Here is a 22,429-nt window from a genome sequence, read left to right as displayed (position 1 = left end):
TTACAATAGAAAGGACGTTTTATTACAAGATCATCACGAATTGATTCGAATCAATCTGTGAATTGGTTATGGGATTTTTGGGGGGCGGATCCGCACTTTCGTGCGGACCGGGCTCTTCGCTGCAATCTTTCGCCCATGCGAAAGGATTTCCGCTGCGATCCCTTCCGCATAAAACGAGTCCTTATAATTGAAATTGGTCGCAGATGCCTTTTAACTTATCAGCGGTATTCGAAAGATTTTTCGCAGAGGAAGACATTTCTTCCGCCCCTGCTGCTGTATTGATGGTATGTTCGTTGATTTGGGTGATGACATCGGTAATTTCCCGGACCGCTCCTCTTTGTTCGTCCGCAGCAACTTTAATTTGGTCTGATTCCCCTTTGACTACCCCAGAGTTTTCAAGTACTGATTGGTTGATTTCAGCTTGGGATCCCATGATCGTATAAAGAGAATCCATTGCCCGTGAAACATGATTGATATTTTTAATGATCTCCTGGATGAGGGAGGTAGAGGATTGGATGCTTTTGGCACCCCCGTCTAACTCCTTAGCATTTTTGCCAATCATTTCAGAAATGGATTTGATCGAAGACGCTGTGCGAATGGAAAGTTTGGAAATTTCTTCTGCAACGACAGCAAATCCTCTTCCCGCATCTCCAGCACGAGCGGCTTCAATGGCTGCATTGAGAGCCAAAAGTTGTGTTTGGTCAGAAATTTCATTGATGATGGCAATGATCGCTTTCATCTCATCAGATGACTTCAATATGTTATTGATCATGTCATTCATACCGGTTAGTGACTGTTCTCCTTCTTTTGCTTGGTTGGAGATGGATTTCATTTGGTTCAGGGTATGATTGATTTCATCTGCTACTTGTTTTACGCTATTTGCTAACTCTTGGATTTTAACTTGGAACTGTGAAATGTTATTGTGTTGGATATCAATCGAACCAGTAATGTTTTCCATACTGGCTGACATTTCTTCTACAGTCGCAGACATCTCTTCGGTAGAAGCTGCTGTTGCTTGAGCTCCTCCCGAAAAACTATCAGCACTTGATGAAAGTTCTCCTGCACTGGAAGCAAGTTCTTGGGAGATAAATTGAATCTCTGATATTATTTTTCTCAGACTAACTAAAAAGGAATTTGTGTCCCCACTTAATTCACCAATCTCATCATCATGCGTAATTTTTAAAGATTGGCTAAGGTCTCCCGTAGACATTTTTTTAAACAAATCTCTAAGACCAGTGATAGGTTTTAATCTTTGCGTGATGAGTTTCGAAAGAGCAACGATCGACATTACTAAAATCACAATGGCAAATATTCCAATTTTTAACAACATATCATGAACGACACTTAGAATCTCACCTTTGGATGCAATGGTCGCTAAACGAATATTATATTGTGATATATCATACACTGTTGCTATTTTTTCTTTACCGAAAAAATACTCCATATGTTCTTCAGATTTTAGATCGAGTAACTTTTTACCCCAATCGAGTTTTTGAAGATCCAAATTTAAGATTAATGCTTTGTCCGGATGTCCAATGACTTGTCCTTCTCTATCAGTGATCGCAATAAAACCTTCCTTTCCAATTTTGACATCCTTTACAACTTCATCGGTAAGATGATTGAGAGAAATTGCAAAGGCAAAGATTGCAACAACTTGGTTTCCTTGCAATACAGGCATGGTTAGCAGTGTAACTGGTTCTTGTGTGATGGGAGAGCGTGCCACCTTACTTAAATGAGGTTTTCCTTCTAGGGCATTATTGATGTTTTCATCGAAACCAGTATTGGACCACCGAAATCCTATGGAATGGCCACTTGCATCGGAAAAAACCTTGGTGTTAGATTCTGCAGTGGATAAAAAAACATTTTCATAAATGCCGTATTTTTTGCTAATATTGGCGAGGACTTGATCCAGAAATTTACGATCCTTTTTGATACATCGTTCTGCAAATTCAGGGTTAGTGGCATTTAACTCTGCCAAAAGGAATTGATCGTTAAAAAATTCTGAATCTGCCTTCCAGAGATCCTGGCAACATTTTTCATTTCGCCGATATAGGCGTTCACAATATAAGTTTTTCCAATGATGTAAGCAAAGGAGGAGATTCCTAAGGTTAGTACCATAATCGCGGCAACACTTAGGACAACGATTACAGTCTTTAGGCTACTAAATTTCATTTTTACCAATCCAAACAAAAACAAATAGAATCATATGTCATAATGGTTGGTATAGATTTGTCAAACCACATATTAGAAACTTTATGGACGTTTCGTACGAATCCTAACAAATCAATGTTTATCGATTCTCTTTTCTGATCACCAATTTCAATCCTGACCAAATCTCATCCACGGCACAGACTTTTATGTCCACAAGCCCTAATTCTAAAGCAAAATCCCGTATGAGATTCTCATTCATATCAGAAGAGATTTTTGAGGTTTTTTTAGGCCATGAGATCCAAATCATTCCTGTTGGTTTGATCAAATCCATTAGTTTTGGTAATTTTTTGTGGTATTCATCGGAGGAAGTCGTAAAGAAATGAATCAGATCTAAACCTCTCTTTGGTTTGTCTAGGATTTGAATTTCTTTTGGAAAAGTGCCCCAGGTTATGGTAAAGTCTTTGGAGGGAAGATTGATAAAGTGAAGGACCATTTTTTCTTTGATACCTAATTTTTCAACCAGTGGTTTTCCTGAATAACCAGCAGACATAAACTCACCTATAACTTCTGTAATCTTAGAATCACATCGGCAAAATAGTGTTAGCTTTTAATCGTAAAAACGGAAGATTCATCAGCCAGAAAAATTTATTGGATCCTTTCCAAATTTTTTGTTTTAGAATAAAAACTAATAGACATATTCATTGTTCTCTATAAAAAAACTGAATTTCTTACAAAAAATAGAAACTTTCGGATCATTTCTGTAGATTTTATCCGTCGGTGATTAAGTACAATAAGATATTGACCCAATCACCGATCTGGTAATTTCAATCAATAGAGGGTATTTAGTGTTAACGATCGCAGATCTTTGGAAACAAGGGAAAATCATCATCAACAGAATCAGATTCGGTTTGGTTCTTTTATTCTTTCTTGCCATGATAGGGGCAAAAGACGAGTTCCAACCAAAGATGTTTTTGATCCACATGATCGGTACCTGCACAATGGCTTTTTATTGTGCTGTTGCATATTTTTTAGAAAGAAAATCAAATCCTCCCACTTGGTTTCACAAGTCATTGATTTTATTAGATACTTTAGTCCTTGGTGGAACGATCATCATGGACTGTACCTTAAGTTTAAATGAAGCGCAGGCGGCCCTTGCCAATGCAGCTGTATATTTTATTTACTTCTTTAATGCTATCTATTCGGGTTTTTTGGGTGACCGAAAGTTTGTTTTATTAAACTCATTTATTGGTTCCGCAACTTCTGCCATTGCTTTATATTGTGCCGTCACGATTGGAGGAATCAAACTTTCTGTTGATCCCGAACTTTCTCGCCAAATGGGATATGTCGGAATGGCCGGGGAAGTTCTCAAACCTGTTTTTATAATGATTGCAGGTTATATTGTTAGTTTACTAGTCCAACTCCTAACAAAAATTAGCTCTCTTGCTGAAATCAAGGCGGACGAAGCCGAACTTTTATTAAACCAAACCAAAGAAAGAAATAAAATCTCCGCCAATGCGGCCGTAAAACTAGAAAGTTCGATTACTAACTTCAGTAACTTTGTTTCGCAAACTTCCGTGAAACTTGAATCGCAAGCTGCTTCCTTAGAAGAAATAACAGCAGTTATTTCTGAGCTCTCCAGCTCTTTTGAATCGAATGGATCTTCCATTGAAGAACAAAACAATAAGGTCCAAGGTATGGTCTCAGATACAGAAATTCTAAAAGAAACGGTAGATAAAATTTTAGTTCAAAGTGAACGACTTGTAGAAATAGCTGAGATCAATAAAAAAGAAAGTATGTCTGTAACAGAGGTAGCGGATCAAACGGCAACCCATTTGGAATCCATCCAATCATCTTTTGACCAAGTAAACGAAATCAACAATATTGTTGCAGAAATTGGAGAAAAGACAAACTTACTGGCGTTAAATGCTTCTATCGAAGCCGCGAGGGCTGGGGACGTTGGAAAAGGTTTTGCCGTTGTGGCAAACGAAGTAAGTAAATTGGCGGAGTTTACAAAAAATAACGTAAAACGAATTTCTATCGTTGTAAAAAGTTCCAAAGATATCATAACCAATGCAAGAAACGCCTCTAAAGAAACAGGAGAATTGGCAAAATCTCAAATCGATCGATTGAACCAAACTTTGGTCGAAATTCAAGACATGAACCGATTGTATGTTGAACAAAGAAATACTTTATCGGCCACTCTAACAGAACTTGGTAAAATTCGAGAACTATCTAAACAAATTTCAGAATCCACTAAAGAACAGTTACTTGGTCAGAAAGAAGCATCAAAAGGGATTGTACAACTAGAAATGGAAGTCAACGAAATCAGTCGTGCCTCCAAAGACCTAGAAGAACATATAGTAATGATCAAAGATGAAGCTAATAAATTGGCGTCTATGAGCCAAAGTTAGTTTTATATTTAGAAACTGCCATTCCATCTATTGAAAACTAACTAAAATTCTTTTTAGTTAGTTTTTCTTATTTGATATAAGTTTGATAGATGCAAGAACCTAGATATTAATCCCTTTTAAAAAACTTATGATTTCATCTTTTACACTCTCGGTGCGCAAAATCATTTTGTGACCAAGACCTTTTGTTTTTACTAACTTAGAATTTTTCCATGCCCTAGAAACTGCAAGCCCCATTGTAAATGGAATTTCCAAATCATCTTCATCGTGAATCACAAGTAGGGAGTTATCAAATTTTGGTCCTGCTTTTTCTAAATCCAAACTGCTAAGAGGTTGTTTGACCTTTCGTTCCAACACGTCTCTCATCGATTCACTTTCTTTTTCTGTTAGCTGATAGTATGTATTAAAACTTTCCCTTAATATTTCTAATCGCAAAGGTGGTGCAATATAAACTAACTTATTGGCAATAACACCTAATTCTTGTGCCACGGTCGCAACAGCACCACCAAAAGAATGTGTAATGATAACTTCTGGATTTCCAATTTCTTCTACGAGTTTATGCACTATCTTTGCGGATAAAACAATATTGGAATACCTTCCAGAGGAAAATCCATGACCTGGCAAATCAATTCCGATGACATTATAACCTTCTTCCAAGAGCGCAGGCACAATTCGTGAAAAATTCCCTGTATGACCATTCCAACCATGAATGAGAAGGACTGTTTCTTTTTCACCTTTCCAGTGAAAGTATTGGATTCGGTGTTCCTTTACTTGAATCTCTTTTTGTTTTGCAAGAGCTAAGACATCCATTTCTTTTCTGGAAGGTTTTTGTTTTTGCGTGGATAAAAAATAGGCTGCGGCCACATAACCAAAGAAAATGGGTCTTCTTCTGGCAAAGGCCCATTTTTCTTCCATAGTCACTGGGTAAACTCTATTTAAAGTACGAACGATCGTGCTATTATTTTCCATTATTTAATCCTCTTTTTATATAAATCCTGACTTAATTCCTTTTCAAATATTGTTTTGGTGTCTTTTGATTAAATCGTTAAAGCTTTGTTTGGTTCTTTTTTCAGAGTTTTTATCTTCCAAGAGTCGGTTATAAAAATGGAAACCTAAGATCAATCCCCAAATCTCTTGCACCATTTTGTCTACATTTGTATTCGCATCTAACTCTAAGGTGTCTTTAGCACCTTGAACAAATTGTTTTAATGTCTTTTGCCAACTAAGTTGTGTTTTTTTCAAATGATCTCTTACCACACCGGGCCTGTCGTCAAATTCGGAACTGGAAGACAAAAACAAACACCCTCCGGGTAGGCTATCTGTATTGGCCCAAGATAACCACATTTGGAATGCAGTTTTTAATCTACTTAACCCTGGTTTGGTTTTTAGTGCAGGATATACAACATTTCTGCGAAAGAGTTCGCTTCCCACCCGTAGAACTTCAATTTGGAGATTTTCTTTGGAAGCAAATTTACCAAAGAGCCCACTTTTGGACATTCCCAATTCATCGGCAAGAGAACCAATGGTAAGCCCTTCCAATCCTTGGATGCTTGCCATCTGGACTGCTTTGTCCAAAATCATTGATTTTGTGTCCTCGCCTTTGCCCATAAATTAAAGTACGATCGTTCGTTAAATTAAGTAAAGTACTTTTTCTGATTTGGGCGCCATAAATTGACTTTATTCATTCGATGGTTGCGACGACATTCTGTCCCTGCGAATGGCAAGTGGAATTAATTTTTTTGTTTTTATTGAACTGAAGGTTTCGATAATAAGGAAGATCAGTAAAATTTGATCTTCTAAAGAATCCAATTATTTTCTTAGCAGATAGATAGAGATATGTTACCGGAGATACAATGGCAGCAAAAAAAGAAACTGAGTTTCCTTCCATTATTCGTTTTTTAAAACAAAATGGACGTGAATCAGAAGTAGAAACTAGATTAGTTCTCCCATTAATCAAACATTTAGGTTATCAAAGAGAAGATTTTAAAGACAAAGTAACTTTAAAAAAATCAGGGGAGGCGGATTTTGTTTGTTATGTGGATCAAAATCCATACTTAGCCATTGAAGTAAAATCCAATGCAGTCAATTTATCTGATCCTTCTGCCAAAACATACATAGATGCGAAGTTTCAGTTATTTGACTATATGAATACTGATGATTTACAAAAAGTGCAGTTTGGTTTACTGATCAATGGTAAAAATGCACAAGTCTTTCACCGTAAAAATAAAGTAATTTTTCCACTGACTGAAATTCTAAATTTGGAAGAGGGAACAGACAAAATCATTTCACTTCTCAAAAAACTTTTAAAAAGACCTACAAGTTATGAAGATAAAAAGAGGCCTCTCATCGTTGCGATTTATAACAATAAGGGTGGAGTCGGTAAAACAGTTACTACTGGTAACTTTGCCGGTGTACTTTCTGAAAAAGGCAAAAATGTTTTACTCATTGATTTAGATCCACAACAGAGAGACCTAACAGATTCCTTTAAACTTGAAGTTAAAAAAACAGACACACCGACAAGTGTCTTTGACATTTTGTTAGGGAAAGAAATTAAGGGAAGTATCAATACCATTAGAATCAGGAAAAATCTTCACATCATCAAGGGAGACGAACGATTTGATAGTGCTGCTCATGCTACAAAAGCAATCACACAAACAATGGTGAAGAAATTTCGTAAACTTCTCGATGCCTTTGGTGAAAAAGGAAATTTTGATTACATACTGATCGATTGTCCAACGAATTGGAGTTTCTTTAGTAAAATTGGAGTATCAGTTTCCGATACTGTATTAATTCCAGTAAATTACCAAGCTGCACAGGCAATTCATAATGCAGTGCAAGTATTAGAAAAATTTATTCCAGAAGTTTGGTTGGATAGAAAAGGCAATGGACCGGAAGTTTTACCAATTCTTTTTAATAATGCATATACAGATCCGACGAGCAAAAAACATTTTGATAGCGTAAGACGGGATGAAATACGTAAACTAACAAAAGACAAGTGGTTTGCAAAACTATTTGATGAGGCTATCGAAATTAAACACCATCACGAGATTTCTACATCACTTTTTTTGCATATTGATGAAACTGGACCTGCACCATACACATTAAAGAATAAACAGTCAAAAGTATTCAAAGAATATGAAGAGGTTTTAAGTCAAATTTTTGGTATTTAAACCAAATATGATGGATTTTTTTACGCTGAGATACTTTTCATTGGGATGTTTTTAACTTGAGTTTGCCAAGAATTTGATAAAATCAATTACTATGCAACAGTTCACATTTAACAAATATTTTGCAAAAAAAAGTTTTTTGAAACTCTTTGGTGGTGAAATTCGTATCTATAATGAAAATAAAAACAACCTTCTTTTTTTTGTAAAACAGAAAGCTTTTAAATTAAAAGAAGACATTACGGTTTATGCAGATGAAACAAAAACAAAAGAACTCTTAAAAATAAAAGCACGCAGTGTTATCGATTTTTCAGCGATTTACGATGTTGTGGATGTTTCCTCGAACGAACGTATTGGATCCCTTCGTAGAAAAGGTTTCAAATCAATACTAAAAGATTCTTGGGAAATTTTAGATCCAAGGGACCAAGTGATAGGTTCTATTGATGAAGATAGTATGTTGAAAGCAATGCTTCGTAGGTTTTTAACTAATTTAATTCCACAAACCTTTTTCATTACTGTAAACAAGAATCAGGTGGGAGTTTTAAAACAAACTTTTAATCCTTTTGTTCCTCAATTCAATATAGATTTTTCAGCTGATACAGCAAAAATTCTAGATCGAAGAATGGGCATTGCGATTGTGATTTTGTTACAAATCATTGAAGGTAGACAAGAATAGTTTTTGGATTAGAGATTCAAAATACACTCCTCATCCTACTCTCTTATAAAATGTTTCAGTTGCTTTTGCTTCTTCGCCGTCTGGTGAGATATTAAAAGCTGTTAGGGAAAATTCCTTATCACTGAGGAATTGAATCTCAGTTCGCCAACCCCAGAGGGTTTCCCCATATTCAGGGTTCCCATAAGATCCAGTCATAAAGAAACCGTTTCCTTTTACATCTCCACTCGATAACATGATTTGTGTTCCCATATGAAAACTATCAATCCAAGAGCTTGTGTATCTTTGGTAAGGAATATCAAATCCAATGATCATCTTACCTTCGAAGGGTTTACCTTCTAGGCTGCTGTGGTAATCCAGAGAAATAAACCGACCGCCGAACAAACTAGTGATGGTGACTTCCGAAGCCGATTCATCTGCTAAAACATCTTTTTCAAACCAGGTCTTTGTATTCCCTTTCCAGTGGCCAACGAGTTGTTGTAATTGTTTATGTGCACCTTCTTGTAAAGATGTCTCTAATTTGTTTGTTGTCATTGTAATATTTCCTTTTGGTTCCTTGTTCGTTAAATGAATTTGTAAGTTTATGGTATATAAGTAAGAATGACACCACCAGTTGAGAGTGGTTTTGTTTCGATGAGTTTTAATTCTTGGTTTGGAATTCCATCTAGGAAAAGATGTCTTCCTTTTCCTAAAAAAATAGGTGCAATGCAGATACGATATTCATCAAATAAACCTGCCTTCATGAATGAACCAGAGAGGATCCCACTTCCAAAGACAAACATATCCCCGCTTCCTTCTTTTTTTAATTTAGAAACTTCGCCAACAGCATCTTTGGTGATGGTGGTATTTTTCCAGTCGGCATTCATTAGAGTGGTGGAACAGGCTAGTTTTGGGAGTTCGTTCATAAATTTGGCAACTTCTCCCTCGTCTTCGGGAGCGCTGGTCCAATAATCAGCCATACCTTGGTAAGTTTTGGCACCAAATACAAGCATGTCGGCAGAGCGAAGTTGGGTTAGACTAAACTCTTCGAGTTCTTTTCCCCAAATTAGTCCATGAAAACTTAAGTCCCAGTTTTTTTCCCCTTCGAAGTAACCGTCCAATGTGATCACATTCCACATAATTAGTTTTCTCATGAGACTGTCTCCTATCCAAAAAGAAATACCAAACGTATCTTATTGAGAGAACAGATTCTTTATTTTCATCAAGAGATTTATTTTTTAAATATAGTTTGTTTTGCGTTAAGGATATGGAGGGCTTGGTCACCTGACATCGTTAGATGGCAGGTGACGGGAGCGTTAGCGGACCCCGGAGGAGCCTGGCCCTTTTCAGTTAGAAATCATTCTTTTTTGAATTGAATTGGGAACGCCCAATTTAACAAAATTCTCGCAACGGGTTTAAGTCCGATTCAATTTCAAAAACAGTAACGACTTCTAGAAGCAAGAAAACTTTTTACCTACAGTGGTTTATAATTAAGTTGTAGCCAGATATAATTATCATTTTATGTTATGTGTATGAATTCAGAAATAATACAAGTTGATCAAAAAACGATTGTTGGAATGAAATTAGAAATGTCTCTTTTGGAGAATCAAACGCCAGGCTTGTGGCAAAAATTTATGCCAAAATTAAATTCTATTTCAAATCGATTGGACAATCATTTAATTTCAATGACGATTTATCCTTCTGATTATTTTCAAAATTTTAATCCATCTAACCGGTTTAAGAAATGGGCAGGCATCGAGGTAAGTAAAGCGGCGACTTTATTCGATGAATTGGAAATCATAAAAATTCCATCAGGTCTTTATGTTCGATTTTTGTATCAAGGTTTACCAAGTCAGGCTGGTCCCTTTTACCAATCGATATTTCAAGAATGGCTACCAAAATCAGGATATAAGTTGGACAACCGGCCGCATTTTGAATTGATGGGAGACAAATACAAAAACAATGACCCTAGTTCGGAAGAGATGATTTATATACCGGTAATGAAGTGACTTAAAAAGAGGCTGTTTAAAAAGCCTGTCATCGTTAGATGGTTGGGTTAACATTGGCCCGCTTTGTGATTCAATCAAATGAACGGGATTTTGATAATAATACAATTTCTTGGTTGATCTAGAATGAAATTCTTCTAAAATTCGGAAATGCGATTCTGGATTTCGTTTAGCCTTTTTGTATTTCTGCATTGCACGCATCCAAAACTAGACAACCAAAGCGAATTTGGAACCGAATCTTTTTGGGAAAATCAGTTTCTCCTTTGTCTTACTGGTAAAATTTCTGACTGCCGAGAAACTGCCGTTCCGGTTTGCAAGAATTGTCGATTTTTTTCCACAAGTACAACCTATACAGGGGCACGTGGTGGAATCTCTGGTGCAGATGCCATTTGTATGAACGATCCTAAAAAACCAACTAGTCCTGCAAGAGCCGTTTTTAAAGCCTTTCTAGCGGACGATGTGAACCGTATTGCATGTATTTCAAGCGATTGTTTAACGGGAGGGGCTTCCGAAAATAAAAATTGGATTTTAAAACCTAACACTTCTTACTATAGAGCAGTGGATGGTGGGAATTTCGCTATAACAAATAGCGCAGGGATTTTCACTGCACATTTGCAACATGCGGAAAGTCCGACGATAACAACGCCAATCTTAACAGGTTTCAGTACAGGTTGGACCAGCGTGACGAATCATTGCAATCGTTGGTCGGATGGAACTGGCACATCAAACGCAGGCGTTGCCGCGAATAGTGTTAGCTTGCCCAACCCCTCCATAGGGAATTGCAGTAGTGCTTCCATAATTTTTTGTGTGGAACAGTAGACAATTTAATTCCAGAGGATTTAAGCCATATTCCTTCTAGAATTTTTTTAACCAGAATCATAATGACCAACTAACTTGTATTTCAAGGTTTTTTAAAAATATTTTTTACGATTCCCGAGGCAGATATTCTTCCGAAAACGGTGGATATGATCTCTGGATTCAAATGGAAATGAGTATTAGTTTTTTCCAGAGAAATTCCGATAGAATTGCCTTTATGCAGTAAGTCGATAAAATAAAATTCAACAGCATCGAGTGACAGCACATAAATATTCGAATTTTGTTTATATAGGAGTAAATATTCCTGGTTTTGGGTTTTGTTAAGATCTGGTTGGAGTTTAGAATATCTGTTTTTCCATATTGAATAAACTGAAAATTGATTATGAATTAGTTTTACTGTTTCTCCGAATTCGAAAACTGTATTTTCCAATTCAATGTGATTTTGGAGATTCGTAAAATCAAAACTTTTGTGTTCTTTTTTATGAAAACTGTCAGTAAATTCTAATTCAAATTCAGCTAAATCTTTTAGAAAAGGCAATTCAGGAAATGATTCTACCAGAAAGTTGGGAAATGTTTTACCGTAGTCAGATAAATCATAAGATATATGATGATTTTTATTGATATAATTTTCTATAGTAATGTCGAATGTCTGATCGCCTAATACGAATAATAATGAACCGAAATTATCATACATAACTTCTTTCATACGGAATAAATAAGCCTGTTTATAAACAGATGTTACCTCTGAGATAGACAAATTACCACATGGGGTGATTTGATTTTGAAACGGAAAATCTACATTGTACAATATGCTTTCAGAGTACAAACTCTGTAGTTCGTTTAGTTTCATTTTTGTTCCCACTTTTGGTGATCATTCGTAATTTGTTCAATTCTTCCTGTAATGTATGAAACTCAGGAACATTCTCATCCCATTCAATCATCATTGGGATATTTTTTGGAAGGAAGTCCAAAGATTTCTCTAATAGATTCCAAACTTCTGGATGCACTGGCTCTGCGTGAGTATCAAATAGAAAATTACCCATATCAGTAAACCCAGCTAAATGAATTTGAGCTATGCTGTTTTTAGGGATTGTTTTGATGAAATCTAATGGGTCGAATTGAAAGTTTTTTGCATTTACATAAATATTATTTATGTCCAAAAGAATTAAGCACCCTGTCTTTTCAGTTAGTGATTTTAAGAATTCCGCTTCGTTCATTGTGGAGGATGTATAACTAAAGTATGCTGAGATATTTTCGATTGCAATTTTCCTTTGCAGTTCATTTTGAACATAATCAATATTATTTGCGATGATTTCTAAGGATTCTTCGTGGAAAGGAATTGGAATTAACTCATGTAATCTGGTTCCGTTCCAATCATTCCATGCCAAATGATCCGATACGAGAAATGGATCTACTCTTTTGATTAGTCGTTTTAAATTAAATAGGTAATTTGAATCGATCTTTTTGGAACTTCCCAACGACATACCAACACTGTGGCATGCGATGGGATAATCTATACGAATGGATTCTAATACAGACATAGGTCGTCCTTCAGTGTTCATATAATTTTCACTGATTACTTCAAACCAATCTATGTCTGTATTTGGTTTCTCTATTAGGTAAGGATAATGCTCTCGCCTGAGACCAATACCGAATAAAGACTTATGATTATCCAATTATTTTACGTCTTAACGAATTTTCCGCCTTTTTCGGCACATTCTTTTTCAGACGTTCCTTTCCATCCTTGTCCTTTGCATGAATTTTTGCCTGCACAAGTATGTCCTTTGCCTCCGCAATCTCCGTGACCTTTGCAAGCATTGATACCGTGACATTCACCCTCTGCTTTTTCCGCCATTTGGGTTTTTGCACTCATACAAGATGTGAAAGTAAGTCCAGCGATTGCGGCACCTAAAAGTATCCCTGATTTGTAATTCATAATAAACTCCTCATTTGATTTGTATTTTCTTTCGTCTGAAAGTTGGAAAAGTTACATCTGCGAAAAAAAAATGTTATTTATAATTAAATTGATTTATGAAGAGAACATTCGATAGTTGAGGAGTGTTGAAACAATCCACGAATAGGATATCATCGGATGAATTATCCGGTTTGATGCGTTCTGCCCAAGAGGGAGATTCATTATCTTATCAGAAATTGTTGGAAGAAATTTGTGTAATTCTTAGACCACGATTAGCAGTAAAAATTTTTGATTCAGATGACAGAGAAGATGTGCTTCAGGAAATCTTAATAGCGGTCCATCTCTCTAAACATACTTTTCTACCTGAAAAATCTTTTTTACCGTGGTTGTCTACAATTGCAAATTATAAGATCATTGATTATATTCGAAAAAAGGAACGTAAGAAAAAAAGAGAATTCATCTTGTCCAATGAGTATTTGCCAGAGAAACAAAAAATAACTTTAGAAGATGACTCGAAAGAACGTATTGACGAAATTTTGGCTCATCTTTCAGAAAAACAGCGATTGATATTTCGGTTGCTTAAATTGGAGAAAATGTCTATTGCTGAAACTGCGAAAATTTTGTCCATGTCCCGGTCCGCAGTGAAAACGGCAGCACATAGAATTTATAAAATCATTCGACTTCGTCCAGGAGGCAATTTATGAAAACTGAAGAATTAATTGATATCCTTACACAAGATAACAAAAAAATATCACCTCTAAAAAGTCCAGGGCATCGGTTTCTGGTTTGGACTTTAATTTCATTATTAAGTATGTTTGTGATTTTGTTTTTTTCGATTATCATTCGAGGGCAATATCATATTCCGCAAGTTTGGGAATCCAATCTTGCTTTAATCGCAGTTTTTCTTTCTTGTGGCATTGTTTTATTTAAAAGAAACATTCCGGGTCAACAGTCAAGATATGACTATCTAATTCACAATATAATTCTTGTTATTTGGTTCTGTTTTTTAGTTTTTTCCGTTTCAACTACAGACAGGGGCTTATTTTCGTCTCTTTCTGAAGAGTTGAAAAACCACGGTTTGACTTGTGTTGAATTGATTCTTCTGATCACAATGATTCCTCTGGTTCTATTAAATTTTTATTTAAAAAATGGATTTGTCGAACCTTCTGTTTTATATCAATTATCAGTTTATGTTTTACCTTTTGCATTTGCTCAAATTGGAATTTCATTTTTATGTCCTAACGAAACTTCCACTCATATCCTTGCTTGGCATAATTTAGCTCTAATTCCATTTTATAGTCTTATTTCATTTTTGGGCTTTAAACTGATTCAAATTAAAGATTAAAATTCTTAAAAAAATATGACACCTATTGATGAAAGATAATGATTCTGAGAATTTATCAACTTTTCATATTCTTTAGCATCACAATGTGAAGTTACGCGAAAAGCGTGACAGAGAGGAATGTGTCGTAGGCAAGGCGAACGCGAGAAGCGAGTGCCGAAACTTTGGAGACGCCGGGAGTCGGCTTCCACGGTTCTCCCATCCAGGTCGAACACGTTCCAGCCCGTCCCGCTCGAGGTCTCAGGCATCCTGCCTTCGACAGAAACAGCTTCACGCTCCTTATGGGTCGCTACTGTTTCTGACTCTCGCGGTCGTTCGACTCCCGTCGTAAATTATTTGTTAAATGAGAATAAATTGAATTTTAGAGGTATGAAATCTTGGAGACGCCGGGAGTCGAACCCGGGTCCTATCATCCTCAAATGCAGCTTCTACACGTTTAGTTTGCAAATAAATTTCGGAAAGACTTACCCTACAAACGGGGGACTCATTCCTATCCTACTTAAAGTTCAATCCGGTTCGAAGCGGGCGACAAATCCGAAAGGTCCTTAGAGAGGTGTCGGTTTCTTGGCCACCTAAGGAAACAGCCAGTGAAACCGTAGAGCTTAAAATTAAGCTGCTAGAGCAAATTCGTTATTTGCAGTTATTGTTTTGAAGGTTTTTAAGAGGTCCCTCACCCCTACGTGCCACTGAATCCAAGCCAACAACAGTCGAAACCAATGTCGTCCCCAATTCTTAATACTTAGACGAGTAAAACACAGGACTGAGAAAGGAAAAGCAAAAAAGGTTGAATTGGAGTTTTACTGTGCTGGAATGAAAGAATTCATATGAAATTATCCATTTTATTTCGAATTTCAGTCACTTTACTTTTTGCATCCTTTTCTTTCATATCCTGTTCACAAAAGGAAGTTCCTTCTGATTCCGAAATTCGACAAGCCGTCTATGGGGCTGATCAAGATAAGCCAGTTCGCGTTTTAGGCCAGAAACAGATCAATTTGGATGAAACTCCCGAAATGGAAACTTTAGTTTTGTTCCAATCAGGAACAAGTGAGGTCCTTGCCGCTTTTCGAAAGGATGGATCGAGTTGGGCATTTCTTTGGAAATTGGAATTCTTTTTACAGAACTTAGGCCCGATGTTTTATGATGCAAAACTTAATTCTTGGGTTTCAGGCACAGTACAGGGAAAAGAGAAAGTCACCTTTGCAGGGGATTGTATTCGAAGGATTGTAATTGCTGAGCTCCCAGGTGATAGTTTTAATTCAGTTTTTGTGGAAGTTTTGGCCGAAGAACCACCGTTAGGTTTGTTTTCCGTCCCAATGGGGTACCGAAAAGGAAAAAAAATTTGGGACGGATTTCAACTCAAAGAACACGAAGAATTAAAAAGAAGTAAACGTGTAGATTTTGAATACAATAACAAAGACAAATCCTTTCGAATCTTTCCAACAAATCCGAATTATTCTCAGGAATTTGTTTTTAATGGTTGGGAGATGATTCCAAACCTTCCCATGCAACCGGTTCCATCTTTTGTATCTTTAGAAGTGACGCCAAAATTTGAGTTTGGGAAAGAATCGCTTGTAACTTTACAACTAAAGAATCGTGGAAACTATGTTAGTTTAACATACTTATCTTTATCTTTCCCTGAAGCTAGCAATGTTCGATTGGCTGGTGAAACCCAAGGGGTTCGGCTATATAAAAAGGGGGATATTGTTTTTAATATTGTTCAAAACAAAAAAATACCTGCCGAATATTCATTACTAGAGGTTACAAAAGAAGGATGGGCAAATAACTTTCGTTATGGTATAAAATTCTATTACACACCAAAAGAGTCTGTAACACCAAAAATTTTATTTCGTTCTACATATAAATTTTATCATGAAATTGTTTCGATTCCTAATCAGTTCTCTATTGCGCCTTTCGAACGTGACCAACAAGGATTCCCTTCTTATCTTTTGGAAGCACCTGCAAACTAACAAAAAATGAAACACCAACTAACGAAAGAAGTCTCACTTGCTAGAAGGGAAATTGTTCGTGTTCAAGTAGATCGATTTCATCTCTTCTATTATGATTTTTTTCATCGTAGTGAAACTATAGAGATGGCTAAATTTTTTTTTGAAACTGTTTATAACTTAGATGGCAAAGAGGAATGGGAATCCTTAGCGTTCTCCACTTATGAAAAAGTAAAAAACATGATGAAAGAAGGAACTAAGGAAAGTGTAGAACGACTCATTGAATTAAATTCAATCACTGACGAACTGGACATTCAAATGGCAGAACTCCTGCTTTCGAAAGGTTGGGAATTGGGAAAAGAAATTTCCCAAGAGCAGTATTTTGCTTTGTTTTGCGAACTAGATAGAAAGGAAACACGGAAAAAACAATTAGAAATTGTACTATTTAACCTCAAAAAATTCTATGAGTTGGCACATAAACCAGTTAGTGCTTATATTATCAAACCGGCGGCAATGATGGCAAGATTACTTGGAGTTTATCCATTGTTTAAAAAAGTAGAACAAGGATACTATGCTACATTGCCAGTACGCCAAGATCTATTTAATGAGTTTTATGCCAAAGTTCAGGAAAAAGAATGGGATTTTTTACATAAAGCATTTCCAACACTCAAAGAGGAAATATGAGACGACGTTCTAGATTTGTATCCAAAGAAGAAGAACATATAGAAGCCCATGATCGTTGGCTCTTAACTTATGCCGATATGATTACGTTGTTACTAGGGCTTTTTATCATATTATATGCAATAAGTAAGGTTGATGCCAATCGATTAACAGAAGTAGCAAAAGATATCAAACGAGGATTTGGATTAAATGTTAGTTCTGTGGGAGCCCTTTTGGATGGCGGATCGGGAATTTTAGAAGATGATACAATGGAACCGAAGTCACAAGTGTTTCGGCTTTGGGAACGAATTGGATTTGCATTAAAGACTCTACGTGAAAAAGCTAAATTAAAATTAGGACTTGCGGAAACAGAAGAACTCAAATTAACTTTTGCTGGTTCTGATTTGGCTTCGGATGACATATTAAAATCAGATCCTGATCTTAAGTTTGCATTTGAACAATTAGCAATCTTATCGAAAGGTATGGACATAGATATTGTGGTTCGCGTGCAAATTCCTTATGAATCACAAATTGACAAATCTAAATTCCAAAACTCATGGGACTATCATTCTCACAGAGCGTCTCTACTTGCAGAAAAATTGGTAAATGAATATGGAATTCCTAAAGAACAGGTTTCTGTTCAGGGTTATGCCATGTTCCAAAAATCAAAAGACTCTGATACTCCAGAAAAAAAAGCAAAAGAAGAGAGAATCGAAATTTTGATACGGAAAAAAGAAACATCTGAAACTGGAAAATAATCAAGGAGAAAACCAAAAGAACTTATGAACTTACTAAATATATTTTTTATAAATTCGAGCAGAGTTAAACGTCATACAAATAACAAGCGGAGTTATGGGGAAGGAAATATACGAAATGCAGATAAAACCTCCCAGGTCATTGTTGTAGCTATACGAAATGCGTTTAAATCCCAGGTAATCACGGATGATAAACGAATTGGGATTAAAAACCGACCGGTAAAATACCTTCCTAAATCAAATTTGAAAAACGCAATGTTACCCTTCTTGTCTATCTTTGTTTTGATGGTTGCAGTTTCTTGTAAAAAAGACAAAGGGATTGTGAATGTAGAATGGCAAAATGAATCTTTAGGTCTGACAGCGGAGATTTGTGCAAAATATAGAGAATGTGCAGATAAAGAATGGAAATCGATTCCAGAGAATCTTAAAAAGTTTACTGAAGGAAGATTAGATGAAACTCAATGCCAAAAACGATTTCGGGAAAGTAACGCTTACAAACTAATGGGAGCAGATCCATTAGCGATTCAAACTGCGTATAAGGATTGTCACAAACAAATTTTGCAATTCAGTTGTAAGGATTTACAAGAAGGAAAGATTGAAACAGTTTCATCTTGCGAAGTGTTTCAGAAGATCCAGAGCGGAGATTAGATAATTTTAAATTTAGCTCAGTATTCGGGAAGTATAATGCTTTTTTTTCATCTCTGAAAAGATTTATTAACAGCATAGGCCATCCGCGACTAGAGATAATATTCTTATCTATAACTTTGGGAGAATTTTGAACAATAGCACCTAGTTCTTCTAGTTGTTTTTGTCTGACACTTTTGTTGTTTTGTCTCCATCGACTAGGTTCCAACCGATGACATCGATGAAAACACTGGCTTCAAAAGATTCGAAACCTTTTGCTAGCAGGAGTCATACTTTTTTCATATTCTAATCATCTACTTTGATTTTTACCGGACGTTATCTTTAAAGATTCGAAAGATACCATTTTAAATGGTGTTTGTCCATCAATCGTACCATCTACTTCAGCAATTAGAACAGGACGTTTTGTAATCCGGAGGTCAATCATCAAAATTCCTTCCACTTGGTAATCGTTTCCTGAGGCTCCATCATCGACAATATAAGCAAAAGGAACCACTCCTTCGCGTAGTTCTGGTGCAAATATTTCATCGTCACCATTATCGATAATGTATTTACCTAGAACATTCTCTTCTTCAATGTCACCGAATCGATCATAGAAATCGATTCTTTTGTTTTTACTCATATGAAACCAATCGAAAAGACGAATGTTCTTTTGATTTTTTTTTTGACCTTCAAACGGTATGGTTACATTTGCCGATTTGCCAAAAAGATTTTTATGTTTTCCGATGACTTGATTGAGTATAACTTCGTATTGATTCATAGATGACTTTTTTCAATAGGACTGTTTGTTCCCTTTGTGTTTGATTCAATGTAGATACTGTTTAAGATGAGAAACGAATGCATCAGAATGTCCTGCCATTCTTCCTCTGGAAATTTAGGATGATAGATTAGGTTCATTGAAACTCTGTAAGTTTCGTTGCTATCTTTCATATAATAAAAAGCGTTTATCTTTGTTCCCAGTAATTCCCCTGGCCCCATTAGTATCTTTGTTTTGTCTGTTTTAAATGTAAGGAGTTCGACCCATTTGTTTACTTCGTATGGTGGATTGCCAAAATCAGTAGCCCTTGATTCTTCTACCAATGTATCAAAGGATTTGATTGATTCAGGTATGACTGAAACAGCAATGAGTAGGGAAAAACATTCCTTTTCTTGGATGCAGTCTGCTTTAAAGAAAGTGATTGGAAACTTTTCTTTCATGTGAATGGAGTCAGATCGTTTTGCTGCTTGGGGAACGAAGATGGACATGGCTTTTATTTTTTGTGCTTCAGTAGTAGAGAAGTTGATTCCACGAAAAGTATCTAAAGTTTCTGATTCTGTAGCGAAAATCGTGAGGATGGGGAAGGTTACGAGGCAAAGAAGGATTAATTTATGTTTCATGGTCCTATATAGTTTTCCGTTAGGTTAAATGTAATATCTTGTTTTATGAATATTCTAATTGATTCGTTAACTTTATTATTGATTCAAAGTTTCTTATATCTTGAAACAATCGAATATCTGTTGTTAATCATTAATTTTCTAAAATAAACCAGGTCAATATTTTTCTGATGTATATATATTGATTAATGAAAGTTTATTTTTCAATAATTTTAGATTTGTTCGAAGTTGGATGGGAATTATGGGGATGGTAATTGTTGTGAGGAGTTGGAAAAGCAATTTCACATTAGGTAATGTGTAAGTTTGGATAAGATTTCTGTTTTGAATTTTACATTTGTATAAGATTGGATTTTCTGAATTTGAAATTCCAATCTTATTGATTATAAACAACTTACGCCCGTTACCCTATCCCCCACCTGATCACAACTGCCGCAAGCCCACCACCCACTAACGGAATCACCACGGGAAGCCATGCATACTTCCAATTGGAATTTCCTTTGTTGGGGATGGGCAATAACCAATGAGCGATCCTTGGTCCTAAGTCGCGTGCAGGGTTAATCGCATAACCAGTAGTGCCGCCCATAGAAAGTCCAATGGCCCAGACAAGAAGAGCCACAAATCCGGTTCCCACAACACCTGTGGCCCCACCGTTAAACGGAGAAAAGATTGCATGGATTCCAAGGATGAGAAGAAAGGTCCCAAGTCCTTCGCTGATGACATTGGAGGTAGTGTGTTTGATGGCCGGTGATGTGGAGAAAACGGCTAGAATGGTTCCAGAATCTTTGGTTTCTTTCCAATGGGGAAGGTAGTGTAAATACACGAGGGTGGCTCCTAGCGCACCACCTGCGACCTGGGCTAGGCTATAGGGGAGAAAGCTGGAAAAATCACCCGACTGGATACAAGCAGAAAGTGTGACAGCGGGATTCAAATGGGCACCAGGACTTCCCAAGGCCTTTGCCACCAAAACACCGAAACAGACCGCAAGAGCCCATGCTGTGGTGATTGTGATCCATCCCCCGTCTTTTGCCTTTGACTTTTCTAATAAAACACCGGCAACTACACCGTCACCAAGTAGAATGAGAACAGCAGTTCCAAAAAATTCTCCAACTAGTTCCAAATTTGCCCCCTATGGCTTTTCGTAAGGTCTTTATCTAAAGGGACATAGAACTTCCATCAACCTTTTTTGAAAGGCTATTCCTCCAATTTATTCTAGGATTTTCCATTGAATCATAAATCATGGGAAAATAGACCATGAAAAATAGCGCACTTGAGTATCACTCTAGGTTTCCAAAAGGAAAAACCAAAGTAGTTCCGACAAAACCAACGGAGAACAGTTACGACCTGTCCTTGGCCTACTCACCGGGAGTCGCTTACCCTTGCCTCGAAATAGAAAAACAACCTGATCTTGTTTATGAATACACAAACCGAGGAAACTTAGTCGGAATCATCACCAATGGAACTGCCATTTTAGGTCTTGGAAATATTGGAGCTTCCGCTGGAAAACCAGTGATGGAAGGAAAGGCAGTTTTATTCAAAAAATTTGCCGGTATTGATGTCTTTGATATTGAAATTAATGAAACAGATCCTGAAAAATTCATCACAATTGTAAAGGCCCTCGAACCAACGTTTGGTGGAATCAATTTAGAGGACATCCGTGCGCCGGAATGTTTTCATATAGAAAAAACATTAGATGAAAGTATGAAGATTCCTGTTTTTCATGATGACCAACATGGAACTGCGATCATTTCAACTGCGGCTCTACTCAATTCATTAGAGATCACCGGTAAAAAAGCTGGTAACATAAAAGTTGTGATCAACGGAGCAGGGGCTGCTGCCATTTCGATTGCTGAGATGTTAACACATATCGGGGTTAAACATGAATCCATTTATATGTTGGATTCTCGTGGTGTTATCAATCACAAACGAATTAACTTACATGAAACGAAGTTACCTTTTGTCCGCAAAACCGATGCAGAAACATTAGAAGATATTTTTCCTGGAACGGATTTATTTATTGGAGTGTCCGTTGCCAATGTTGTAACAGAAGCAATGGTCAAAACGATGGCTGAGAAACCCATTATGTTTGCTCTTGCCAATCCCGATCCAGAAATTCCTTATCCAGATGCAAAACGTGCAAGGCCAGACCTCATTATGGCAACGGGTCGCAGTGATTATCATAACCAAGTCAACAACGTACTTGGATTTCCATTTATCTTTCGTGGGGCTTTAGATGTTCGTGCAAAAGTAGTCAATATGGAAATGAAGTTGGCTGCGGCGTATGCATTAAGTGAACTCACTAAACTTCCGGTTCCAATCGAAGTTTCTGAAGCTTATAACGAAAAAGAAATTCGATTTGGCGCTGATTATATCATTCCAAAACCTTTGGACTCAAGAGTTCTTTACCATGTGGCACCTGCGGTGGCAGAAGCTGCTGTCAAAACAGGTGTGAACCAAGTTGAGTATCCAGGCCGAGAAGCTTATGTAAAGTTTTTGGAATCGATCATGGCCCAACAACAAGAGCCAATCAGCGCGTTAGAAATCCTTACCGACTAAATCCAACAAAATACAACTATCCATTCTTGCGAGGGGACGGTTGTATTT

General features: G+C 36.7%; 23 protein-coding genes, 1 other RNA gene and 1 pseudogene. 12 read left to right on the top strand and 13 right to left on the bottom strand.

Annotation, left to right across the window (positions count from 1 at the left end):
- Nucleotides 1–181: 181 nt before the first annotated feature.
- Together ND811_RS01550 and ND811_RS01540 are read right to left on the bottom strand one after the other, a co-directional pair.
- Nucleotides 182–2,172: pseudogene (locus tag ND811_RS01550) on the bottom strand (methyl-accepting chemotaxis protein).
- Between the two features lie 118 nt (nucleotides 2,173–2,290).
- Nucleotides 2,291–2,701, bottom strand: coding sequence for a DUF3052 domain-containing protein (locus ND811_RS01540; protein ID WP_265350685.1), 411 nt, complete (start codon nucleotides 2,699–2,701; stop codon nucleotides 2,291–2,293).
- Nucleotides 2,702–2,996: 295 nt separating this feature from the next.
- On the opposite strand from ND811_RS01540, the gene ND811_RS01535 reads away from it, so the two are divergent.
- Nucleotides 2,997–4,562, top strand: coding sequence for a methyl-accepting chemotaxis protein (locus ND811_RS01535; RefSeq protein ID WP_265350686.1), 1,566 nt, complete (start codon nucleotides 2,997–2,999; stop codon nucleotides 4,560–4,562).
- 99 nt (nucleotides 4,563–4,661) lie between these two features.
- Here the strand turns inward: ND811_RS01535 and ND811_RS01530 are convergent, their stop codons facing one another.
- Together ND811_RS01530 and ND811_RS01525 are read right to left on the bottom strand one after the other, a co-directional pair.
- Nucleotides 4,662–5,528, bottom strand: coding sequence for an alpha/beta hydrolase (locus tag ND811_RS01530; protein ID WP_265350687.1), 867 nt, complete (start codon nucleotides 5,526–5,528; stop codon nucleotides 4,662–4,664).
- Nucleotides 5,529–5,570: 42 nt separating this feature from the next.
- Nucleotides 5,571–6,167: a TetR/AcrR family transcriptional regulator gene (locus ND811_RS01525; protein WP_265350688.1), complete on the bottom strand. Its 597-nt coding sequence runs from the start codon at nucleotides 6,165–6,167 to the stop codon at nucleotides 5,571–5,573.
- A 245-nt stretch (nucleotides 6,168–6,412) separates the two neighbouring features.
- Here ND811_RS01525 and ND811_RS19565 point away from each other — a divergent pair, with 245 nt between their 5' ends.
- The gene (locus tag ND811_RS19565; protein WP_322113430.1) at nucleotides 6,413–7,729 is read left to right on the top strand and encodes an AAA family ATPase; all 1,317 of its coding nucleotides are present in this window, start codon (nucleotides 6,413–6,415) and stop codon (nucleotides 7,727–7,729) included.
- Between the two features lie 91 nt (nucleotides 7,730–7,820).
- Nucleotides 7,821–8,399: an LURP-one-related family protein gene (locus ND811_RS01510; RefSeq protein WP_265350689.1), complete on the top strand. Its 579-nt coding sequence runs from the start codon at nucleotides 7,821–7,823 to the stop codon at nucleotides 8,397–8,399.
- Between the two features lie 30 nt (nucleotides 8,400–8,429).
- Here the strand turns inward: ND811_RS01510 and ND811_RS01505 are convergent, their stop codons facing one another.
- Together ND811_RS01505 and ND811_RS01500 are read right to left on the bottom strand one after the other, a co-directional pair.
- Nucleotides 8,430–8,930: a DUF1579 domain-containing protein gene (locus tag ND811_RS01505; RefSeq protein ID WP_265350690.1), complete on the bottom strand. Its 501-nt coding sequence runs from the start codon at nucleotides 8,928–8,930 to the stop codon at nucleotides 8,430–8,432.
- A gap of 47 nt (nucleotides 8,931–8,977) precedes the next feature.
- The gene (locus tag ND811_RS01500; RefSeq protein ID WP_265350691.1) at nucleotides 8,978–9,529 is read right to left on the bottom strand and encodes a dihydrofolate reductase family protein; all 552 of its coding nucleotides are present in this window, start codon (nucleotides 9,527–9,529) and stop codon (nucleotides 8,978–8,980) included.
- A gap of 378 nt (nucleotides 9,530–9,907) precedes the next feature.
- On the opposite strand from ND811_RS01500, the gene ND811_RS01495 reads away from it, so the two are divergent.
- Together ND811_RS01495 and ND811_RS01490 are read left to right on the top strand one after the other, a co-directional pair.
- Nucleotides 9,908–10,384: a GyrI-like domain-containing protein gene (locus ND811_RS01495; protein WP_265350692.1), complete on the top strand. Its 477-nt coding sequence runs from the start codon at nucleotides 9,908–9,910 to the stop codon at nucleotides 10,382–10,384.
- Nucleotides 10,385–10,531: 147 nt separating this feature from the next.
- Nucleotides 10,532–11,200 carry a DUF1554 domain-containing protein gene (locus ND811_RS01490; RefSeq protein WP_265350693.1) on the top strand — a complete coding sequence of 223 codons (669 nt, stop codon included), beginning with the start codon at nucleotides 10,532–10,534 and terminating at the stop codon, nucleotides 11,198–11,200.
- An 82-nt stretch (nucleotides 11,201–11,282) separates the two neighbouring features.
- Here ND811_RS01490 and ND811_RS01485 read toward each other — a convergent pair whose 3' ends face one another.
- Genes ND811_RS01485 through bufA2 form a run of 3 tightly spaced genes read right to left on the bottom strand, consistent with a single transcriptional unit; the run spans nucleotide 11,283 to nucleotide 13,133 of the window.
- Nucleotides 11,283–12,047, bottom strand: coding sequence for an HvfC/BufC family peptide modification chaperone (locus tag ND811_RS01485; RefSeq protein WP_265350694.1), 765 nt, complete (start codon nucleotides 12,045–12,047; stop codon nucleotides 11,283–11,285).
- Nucleotides 12,013–12,873, bottom strand: a complete 861-nt coding sequence (bufB, locus tag ND811_RS01480) for an MNIO family bufferin maturase (protein WP_265350695.1) — start codon at nucleotides 12,871–12,873, stop codon at nucleotides 12,013–12,015. The genes ND811_RS01485 and bufB overlap by 35 nt, the downstream gene beginning before the upstream one ends.
- Before the next feature lie 5 nt (nucleotides 12,874–12,878).
- Nucleotides 12,879–13,133 carry a BufA2 family periplasmic bufferin-type metallophore gene (gene bufA2 / locus ND811_RS01475; RefSeq protein ID WP_265350696.1) on the bottom strand — a complete coding sequence of 85 codons (255 nt, stop codon included), beginning with the start codon at nucleotides 13,131–13,133 and terminating at the stop codon, nucleotides 12,879–12,881.
- 125 nt (nucleotides 13,134–13,258) lie between these two features.
- On the opposite strand from bufA2, the gene ND811_RS01470 reads away from it, so the two are divergent.
- Together ND811_RS01470 and ND811_RS01465 are read left to right on the top strand one after the other, a co-directional pair.
- Nucleotides 13,259–13,816 (top strand): sigma-70 family RNA polymerase sigma factor, encoded by a 558-nt coding sequence (locus tag ND811_RS01470; RefSeq protein WP_265350697.1) that lies wholly within the window; start codon nucleotides 13,259–13,261, stop codon nucleotides 13,814–13,816.
- Nucleotides 13,813–14,457 carry an NrsF family protein gene (locus ND811_RS01465; RefSeq protein WP_265350698.1) on the top strand — a complete coding sequence of 215 codons (645 nt, stop codon included), beginning with the start codon at nucleotides 13,813–13,815 and terminating at the stop codon, nucleotides 14,455–14,457. The genes ND811_RS01470 and ND811_RS01465 overlap by 4 nt, the downstream gene beginning before the upstream one ends.
- Before the next feature lie 374 nt (nucleotides 14,458–14,831).
- Here the strand turns inward: ND811_RS01465 and ssrA are convergent.
- Nucleotides 14,832–15,181, bottom strand: a transfer-messenger RNA (tmRNA) gene (ssrA, locus tag ND811_RS01460).
- A 97-nt stretch (nucleotides 15,182–15,278) separates the two neighbouring features.
- On the opposite strand from ssrA, the gene ND811_RS01455 reads away from it, so the two are divergent.
- From ND811_RS01455 to ND811_RS01440, 4 genes are read left to right on the top strand one after another with little or no spacing between them, the layout of a single operon-like run.
- Nucleotides 15,279–16,421 (top strand): LIC13341 family surface-exposed protein, encoded by a 1,143-nt coding sequence (locus tag ND811_RS01455; protein WP_265350699.1) that lies wholly within the window; start codon nucleotides 15,279–15,281, stop codon nucleotides 16,419–16,421.
- Between the two features lie 6 nt (nucleotides 16,422–16,427).
- Entirely contained in the window at nucleotides 16,428–17,081 is a 654-nt protein-coding gene (locus ND811_RS01450; protein WP_265350700.1) for an FFLEELY motif protein, read from the top strand.
- Entirely contained in the window at nucleotides 17,078–17,815 is a 738-nt protein-coding gene (locus tag ND811_RS01445; protein WP_265350701.1) for an OmpA/MotB family protein, read from the top strand. Before ND811_RS01450 ends, ND811_RS01445 begins: the two co-directional genes overlap by 4 nt.
- Before the next feature lie 24 nt (nucleotides 17,816–17,839).
- Nucleotides 17,840–18,460: an LA_2478/LA_2722/LA_4182 family protein gene (locus ND811_RS01440; protein ID WP_265350702.1), complete on the top strand. Its 621-nt coding sequence runs from the start codon at nucleotides 17,840–17,842 to the stop codon at nucleotides 18,458–18,460.
- A 286-nt stretch (nucleotides 18,461–18,746) separates the two neighbouring features.
- Here the strand turns inward: ND811_RS01440 and ND811_RS01435 are convergent, their stop codons facing one another.
- From ND811_RS01435 to ND811_RS01425, 3 genes are all read right to left on the bottom strand, one after another.
- Complete coding sequence (locus tag ND811_RS01435; RefSeq protein WP_265350703.1) at nucleotides 18,747–19,214, bottom strand: hypothetical protein; 468 nt, start codon at nucleotides 19,212–19,214, stop codon at nucleotides 18,747–18,749.
- Nucleotides 19,211–19,831: a hypothetical protein gene (locus tag ND811_RS01430; protein ID WP_265350704.1), complete on the bottom strand. Its 621-nt coding sequence runs from the start codon at nucleotides 19,829–19,831 to the stop codon at nucleotides 19,211–19,213. The genes ND811_RS01435 and ND811_RS01430 overlap by 4 nt, the downstream gene beginning before the upstream one ends.
- A 397-nt stretch (nucleotides 19,832–20,228) precedes the next feature.
- Nucleotides 20,229–20,945: an MIP/aquaporin family protein gene (locus ND811_RS01425; RefSeq protein ID WP_265350705.1), complete on the bottom strand. Its 717-nt coding sequence runs from the start codon at nucleotides 20,943–20,945 to the stop codon at nucleotides 20,229–20,231.
- A gap of 134 nt (nucleotides 20,946–21,079) precedes the next feature.
- Between ND811_RS01425 and ND811_RS01420 the strand changes: the two genes are divergently transcribed.
- Nucleotides 21,080–22,381, top strand: coding sequence for a malic enzyme-like NAD(P)-binding protein (locus ND811_RS01420; protein ID WP_265350706.1), 1,302 nt, complete (start codon nucleotides 21,080–21,082; stop codon nucleotides 22,379–22,381).
- The last annotated feature ends 48 nt before the right edge of the window (nucleotides 22,382–22,429 follow it).

This window comes from Leptospira soteropolitanensis (assembly GCF_026151655.1).
Lineage (GTDB): Bacteria > Spirochaetota > Leptospiria > Leptospirales > Leptospiraceae > Leptospira_A > Leptospira_A soteropolitanensis.
The sequence above is the reverse complement of the archived record's forward strand: the minus strand, read 5'-3'. Positions and strand labels throughout refer to the sequence as shown.